Origin of the sequence: Yersinia sp. 2542 StPb PI, assembly GCF_048593855.1 — a bacterium.
Lineage (GTDB): Bacteria > Pseudomonadota > Gammaproteobacteria > Enterobacterales > Enterobacteriaceae > Yersinia > Yersinia enterocolitica_E.
Window position 1 is genome coordinate 1 of the sequence record NZ_JAZGQA010000213.1, and the last position, 7,022, is coordinate 7,022.

Genomic DNA, 7,022 nt, shown 5'->3' on the forward strand with positions numbered 1-7,022 from the left:
GTTATTTAACTGGAAATGAAAATTCCATCCAACTTAAAGATGAAATGCATCATTTCCCTTTTTTAAGTGAATTTAATTGATCATCATAATGTAATTTGCCATTGAAAACGTTGAATTAACACACTTTGAAATACGGTCAAAATGCGACAAACCCTTGCGGGGCCTGACGCTTGTCGATACTCACCACCAGCGGTAAAAATCTGTACGAAAAACAATCTTTAGGTCGCCATGTTGCTATCAATTATTAACTAAAACTGATTTTTTTAACATTTCATTAGGTCATTATTCTACCTAAAAAGTGTTAACCATTAGCCCTTCCCTGAACATTTTATAAAAAATGAAACCAACCAGACCTGCGGATATAAATCATACAAGGTGATTAGTTATTAATTTAACCATTATTCCTAGTGCGAATTGTTACATCAGCCAGAAAATCGGATTCTTATCAATTTCATTCAGTTTGAGAACTCTAACAGCCTGTTTTGTCATTTTTAATGATAAATCTTAATGTTACAAAATGGATCATAGCGATGACAGTGATAGCGAATACTTGCCAGAGGGATAATCTGTTATCGGTGTATTAGGTTATAAATTGCACTTTACGCAGAGTTAAATGTGCTTCCGCTGCCGTGATTTTACTTTCGCCGGTAAATTGTCGGCCAGAGAGACGATAACATGCCCTCTGATTGGGGCTAATCGTCCTATAAAATTTGAGTTAACTCTACTTTTTATCTATCTATCAATTAATAAGCAAATAAGTCGTGCTATGATTATTTTACCGGTCAATATTCAATCGGTTATAAGTTAGCAACTTCAAGTAGGAAGGGTCTTTATGATAAAACCATTCATTGTTGTAACCCTCGCCATCGCCACTCTCAGTGGTTGCGCCAATAATAATACCCTTTCGGGCGATACTTTTAGCAGTTCTCAGGCCGGCCAGGCCCAAGCTGTGACTTACGGAACCTTGGTTTCTGTCCGTCCGGTCACTATTCAGGGCGGAGATGGGAATAATGTTGCGGGTGCGGTAGGTGGGGCTGTGGTGGGTGGTTTTCTGGGTAACACCATTGGCGGCGGTACGGGTCGCCGTCTCGGAACCGCAGCAGGTGCCGTTGCCGGTGGCGTAGTAGGCCAACAAGTCCAGAGTATGATGAATCGCAGTAGTGGTGTTGAACTGGAAGTGCGCCGCGATAACGGTACCACCTTCCTGGTGGTTCAAGCTCAGGGCGTTACCCAATTCCAACCGGGGCAACGTGTCACCATTGCTACCCATGGAAATACCGTCACTATCACACCACGTTAGGTTTGCCGCCCGAATTCAGCGTGCAGATATGGCCACTTAAGTTAAGTCATTGTATTAAAAAGCACCGCCCAGTCCTGAAGGTTCGAGGGTAGACTGGGCGGTGAAAAGATGAACATAACTATCCGGCTTTTTTCGCTGCCGGTTTCACTACATTCTCTCCGTGGTTGCCAAAGAACTGATATAAGGTGTCTGAAGCCGTTTTGGTTAAGACCATAATTTCAATACGGCGGTTCTTCGCCGCAAGAGGTTCAGCAGGGTCCAGTAACATCTGGTCTGCCATCGCATTGATTTGCAGTACTCGCGCCTCACTTAACCCACCTTTTACCAACGCTTTATGGGCCATCAACGCCCGCTCACCCGACAGATTCCAGTTGTTGTACAACACCTGATCACGGTAGCGGGAAGCATCGGTATGGCCGGTAATAATGATTTTATTGTCCATCTCATTAAATGCCGGAGCCAACTCAGCCAGTAGACGGCTGAAGAACGGCGTCAGTACCGCGCTACTGCGCTGGAACATATCGCGCTGCTTATCATCCTGAATCAAAATACGTAGCCCTTGTGGCACCACTTCCATTTGCAGGTTGGATTGCGCATCGTAGGCAGAAGTAATTTGCATAATGATGCGTGATAACTCTTCCATTTCTTTACGTGATTTATCCACCACCTCTTCCAGAGATTGCTCCGGTTCCGGCACCTCAACTGCCAGATTACTTTTGGTCTCTTTCGCTTGCTCCTTACCATCAATGCTGTCAGAGAACTTGCCGCCGCCACTTTTGCTGTTAGAGGGAATTGAAATAAAGGATTGCTGCGAAAAGATGGTTTGCCCATTCAGTTGCGCCACAATCTCTTGCCGCTCCTCTTCTGATACCACCCCGACAATCAACTTTGTGGTGGTAACCAAGGGTGCTGAGCGAATTTCTGAAGTGTCGGCCCGCTTTACCTTGGACGCACTGCCGGGTAAACAGATGGCGATTGATGCCGACCTTAATGCCGGGTTAATCAATCAGGAGCAAGCGCGCTTGCGCCGTAAAGAAGTGGCCAGCGAAGCTGACTTCTACGGTGCGATGGATGGAGCATCCAAGTTTGTTCGCGGTGACGCCATCGCCGGTATTATGATTCTGGTGATCAACGTGATCGGCGGTATCTGTATCGGTATCTTTAAATACGATCTCAGCGCCAGCCAGTCGTTTCAACAATATGTATTGTTGACTATTGGTGACGGTCTGGTGGCACAAATTCCGTCCCTGTTATTAGCAACCGCGGCGGCAATTATTGTCACTCGGGTGAGTGATGGCGGTGACATGACTGATGAAATTAAAGATCAGTTGTTGGCAAAACCGACCATCTTGTATGCTGCGGCATTCGTGATGTTCATACTCGCCATTGTGCCGGGGATGCCCCATCTTGCCTTTCTCAGCTTCACCGGATTACTCCTGTTCGCCGCTTGGCAGCAAAGTAAAAAAATTCAGCAAGCGGATGCTGAGCCCGATCTTACAATCCTCGACCAAGCCATTTCTGAAGATAATGCCCTGAACCTCAACTGGGAAAATATTCCGATAGTTGAACCTATCGGCCTGAATTTGGGCTATAAGCTGGTCACACTGGTCGATGAATCAAAAGGCCGACCGCTGATTCAGCGGCTGCGAGGGGTGCGGCAAATTATCTCCGAAACCTGCGGAATTCTATTACCGGAAGTCAAAGTACGGGAAAACTTCCGCTTAAAACCGTCCCAATACACCATCAATATTAATGGTGTCAAAGTCGCCGGTGGCGATGTTTATATTGATAGACTGATGGCGATTCCAACAGCGGAACAATACGGCGAGGTTGATGGTGTACTAGCAATCGATCCGACTTACGGCCTGGCCGTGGTATGGGTAGCGCCGGAAGATAAACCCACGGCACTAAACTTCGGTTATCAGGTGGTGGATTGTGCCAGTGTGGTCGCGACCCATGTGAATAAAGTGGTACGTGACCATTTATCTGAACTGTTTAATTATGATGATATAACCCAATTACACCAACGGCTTGAGTCGCTGTCGCCACGTTTGGCTGAAGATTTGGCTGCCGGATTGAATTTTAGCCAATTGCTGAAGGTGTATCGTCAACTATTAACCGAAAATGTGTCGCTGAAAGATATTGTCACCATCGCCACCACCTTAGTAGAAAGTGCCACTATCACCAAAGATTCACTGCTCCTCACCTCTGATGTGCGTTACGCATTACGTACCGGTATCGTCAATGGTATCAATGGCGATGACAAAAACCTGGCGGTTTATACCATTAATAACGAATTAGAAAATATGTTGCTTGGCTCGTTGAATCAGGCGCAGCAAGCGGGGAAAGTGGTATTGGATAACTTCCCAGTCGACCCAAATATCCTGACCCAGTTGCAGCAGAATATGCCGATCATTAAAGAGCAGATGAAAGCAGAAAATCACCAACCTATTTTATTGGTAACTCCACAATTGCGGCCATTAATAGCACGCTATGCACGATTATTCTGCCATGGGTTGAATGTGTTGTCTTATAACGAAGTGCCTGATGATATGGCACTGAATGTGATTGGTACCTTAGAGTAAAAGTAGCTGAGCCTCAGGGATGAGGCTCATTAATCCCTACAACTTCAAAGAAAAAGGGGATAATTAGTTATCCATAAAAGTTTGCTGCCATTCAACAATAGTTTTGGGCCTTTTATCTTTATCTTCAGGCACATTAGTAAAATAGTGAACCCGCAGCGTGCCATTTTTTTCAGGCGCAACATACGCGGCCCACATCAAACCGGCACGGTTATACATAATTATTGATGCACGTTTATTAGCGGCACCTCGCACCCAGGTGGATAATACTTTTGCCCCCCGGTTATCCCGGTCATGGCTATAGATATAGACGTTGGCTGAGGCGACAAACTGGGCGTAATGGTCGCCGACTAACTCACGGAAAAGTTTATCGTTGTTGGTATCAGTAAAAATACCGACCGAAAGTAAGCTGGGAGTCTCACGTGGATCTTTTTCAGCCCGAACATACTGCCCGTCAATAAAGACATCTTTAGGCATCGAAATTCGACAACCCCAACTGCCATTGCTGTGCACCTGAATTGAACCATCTTTTATCGGGATCAGTAATAACCGGCAGTTTGCTGTATTTTCAATAAGATCAACAACCGCTAACCCTTCAACTTTACGTGCTTCAGCTCTAAAATTACCGGTATTTTCACCGGACCAGGCGCGGCTATCAATACTAAATCCCCACTCAGCAACCCGGGTTATTTTGATAACGCCACCCCGGTCATTCCCTTTGGTAACATTCCACCACTGCCCGCTCCAATCAAAATTTTTGTCAATATCAGACATGGAGACAATGCCCTGAAAATAGGCACGCTGAATACAGCTATCACTGGTACAACTGTTAAGGGATTTTTCCCATATTTGTCGTTGCTGATACACTGTTTCTGTATCATATTTAACCAACATGGACTGATAGATATCGCTAAATGTCTGATCCAGCCAGTGTAAATCCTCATTACCACATACAGTATATTCAACCGGCGTCGCTGCACGCTGGCAGTTAATGGCAAAAGATGGCGATGAGATACCTATCGCCAGTAAAAATAAAATGCTGCGAAAGTAAGCAATTCTCATTGTTTAACCCGATAAAAACATGAATTTTTTTATTATTGAAAGCTAATAACAACCTAGCTCACTATAGCGTTTTTGTGACTAAATGCCTAAAACTGGTAATAGAAAACCACCAGACGGCGCTGACTCTTAGCGAAATCCGGTGGCTGTTCTCTACTATTTATTACGACAATAAGTGTTATTTCTTAAATTGAATCAAAGTTTAACTAAGAATGAGTGGCTTGCATATTATCTGATAAATTAAAAACAGAGACCGCTTCTGTCAGTTGCCGTGCCTGTTCTTCTAACGAGGCAGCCGCAGCGGCAGACTCTTGTACCAGGGAGGCATTTTGTTGTGTGACGCCGTCCATCTCGGCGACAGCTTGCCCAATTTGACCAATACCGCGGCTTTGCTCATCAGAAGCAGAGGCAATCTCGCCCATAATGTCGGTTACATTGGTCACCGCCTGCACGATGCTATTCATCGTCTCCCCTGCTTCAGATACTTGCTGTGAGCCAATATTCACTCGGGATACCGATTCACTGATCAACCCTTCGATTTCTTTCGCCGCTTGTGCACTACGTTGGGCCAAATTACGAACTTCACTCGCTACTACCGCAAAACCGCGCCCCTGCTCACCGGCTCGGGCCGCTTCAACCGCTGCGTTCAGTGCCAGAATATTGGTTTGGAAGGCGATACTGTTTATCACACCGATAATATCCGCAATACGGCGTGAGCTTTGCGTAATACTGCTCATAGTGGCAACGACATCGCTGACAATCCGCCCGCCATTTTTCGCTGTTGCAGAGGCATTCTCAGCCAACTTACTGGCTTGATGCGCGTTTTCGGCGTTCTGTTTCACCGTTGCATTCAGTTGTTCCATACTGGCCGCGGTTTCTTCCAGTGCCGCCGCTTGTTGCTCGGTACGGGAAGAGAGATCCGCATTTCCTGCTGCAATTTCACCGGCTCCGGTATAAATCGCATCGGTACTGTTGCGAATAGTTGATACCGTATTCACCAAACTATTTTGCATTTCACGTAAGTAAGGGATCAGTTGCCCGACGCAGTTACGGCCAAACTCAGGCATTGCCCGGCCTAACTGCCCTTCAGCTAAGCGTTTAAAGTGCACCTTGATCGACTCCAGCGGACGCACCAAATAACTGACGATATAGCGATCGGTTAAGAACAGAATGATAACACCGGCAATTAATGCAGCAAAAAGCGCCCGTTGGCACCAGTCGACTAATGTCTCCACCCGCAAACTGGCAGCCTCTGTTGCGGCATCAACCGCAGAATTGTACTTCTCGACGGTAGCGCCAAACTCTCGGCTTAATGGCGGATAATCTTTGTTAAACAAATTGTTATAATCTTCGAAGCGATTCTCGGCCACCGCTTTAGCCATCGGTTCAATTCCATTACTCAATAATGTTGACCAGCTTTGAATAGTTTTATCTGTCAGTAATGGATCCATCGACTCATGAGATTGCAGTTTAAATTTCGCCAAACTCTCTTGGGTATTTTTTAGTGCTACACCTGCTGAAGCCAATTCACGATCAGCATCGGCAGTTGCCCCGCTTTGACGATATGCCGCGGCACGACTTAAACGAGTAACCACACGAAAATATTGGTCATTACCCCGATTAATAATATTAATGTTTTTTTGTTGGTTAGAACTCAGATGTAATGAATGCGTCAATTGGTTAAGTGAAAATAATGTAAAGGTCGAGACACCTCCCCAAAGCAACAAAAATATAACAAGAATAGATAATAACGCCATCCTGATGGTGATATGTTTTAGAAAATTCACGGGAATACCCCTGTGTCTTATTTTTTTAGTTTATTTCCTTGAGATTTCAAGGTGTTTATCGCTGATAATCCCCGCAGGGAAAAAGGTTAATTATCAGGACTCATCACCAAAATAGCATGAAACCAACACAAAAGATCAAGATAACCGATCAATATTAAACAACTGATTGATTTCACCTATTAAAATGTAAATAACGTTCGATAATCTTGATCGAAAACTGATTAACAACGCTCAGTAGTTTCCACATTATATGTATTTATTCTGAATATAAATACAGCGCCCCATTGCCTATTA

4 protein-coding genes and 1 pseudogene are annotated in these 7,022 nt (G+C 45.0%); 2 read left to right on the forward strand and 3 right to left on the reverse strand.

Features of this window, described 5'->3' with window-relative positions; all coding sequences use genetic code 11:
* Nucleotides 1-832: 832 nt before the first annotated feature.
* On the forward strand, nt 833-1,300 hold the full coding sequence (locus tag V1952_RS18725; RefSeq protein WP_083162455.1) for a glycine zipper 2TM domain-containing protein: 468 nt from the start codon (nt 833-835) through the stop codon (nt 1,298-1,300).
* 118 nt (nt 1,301-1,418) lie between these two features.
* Here the strand turns inward: V1952_RS18725 and lafU are convergent, their stop codons facing one another.
* Nucleotides 1,419-2,219: a putative lateral flagellar export/assembly protein LafU gene (lafU, locus tag V1952_RS18730; protein WP_372560700.1), complete on the reverse strand. Its 801-nt coding sequence runs from the start codon at nt 2,217-2,219 to the stop codon at nt 1,419-1,421.
* Between lafU and V1952_RS18735 the strand changes: the two are divergent.
* A pseudogene (locus V1952_RS18735) lies at nt 2,182-3,885 on the forward strand (flagellar biosynthesis protein FlhA); the annotation flags it as partial. The gene lafU and the pseudogene V1952_RS18735 sit on opposite strands and share 38 nt — an antisense overlap.
* Before the next feature lie 63 nt (nt 3,886-3,948).
* Here V1952_RS18735 and V1952_RS18740 read toward each other — a convergent pair.
* Together V1952_RS18740 and V1952_RS18745 are read right to left on the reverse strand one after the other, a co-directional pair.
* Nucleotides 3,949-4,944, reverse strand: coding sequence for a lysozyme inhibitor LprI family protein (locus tag V1952_RS18740; protein ID WP_420072262.1), 996 nt, complete (start codon nt 4,942-4,944; stop codon nt 3,949-3,951).
* Between the two features lie 203 nt (nt 4,945-5,147).
* Nucleotides 5,148-6,728: a methyl-accepting chemotaxis protein gene (locus V1952_RS18745; protein ID WP_420072261.1), complete on the reverse strand. Its 1,581-nt coding sequence runs from the start codon at nt 6,726-6,728 to the stop codon at nt 5,148-5,150.
* Nucleotides 6,729-7,022: the final 294 nt, after the last annotated feature.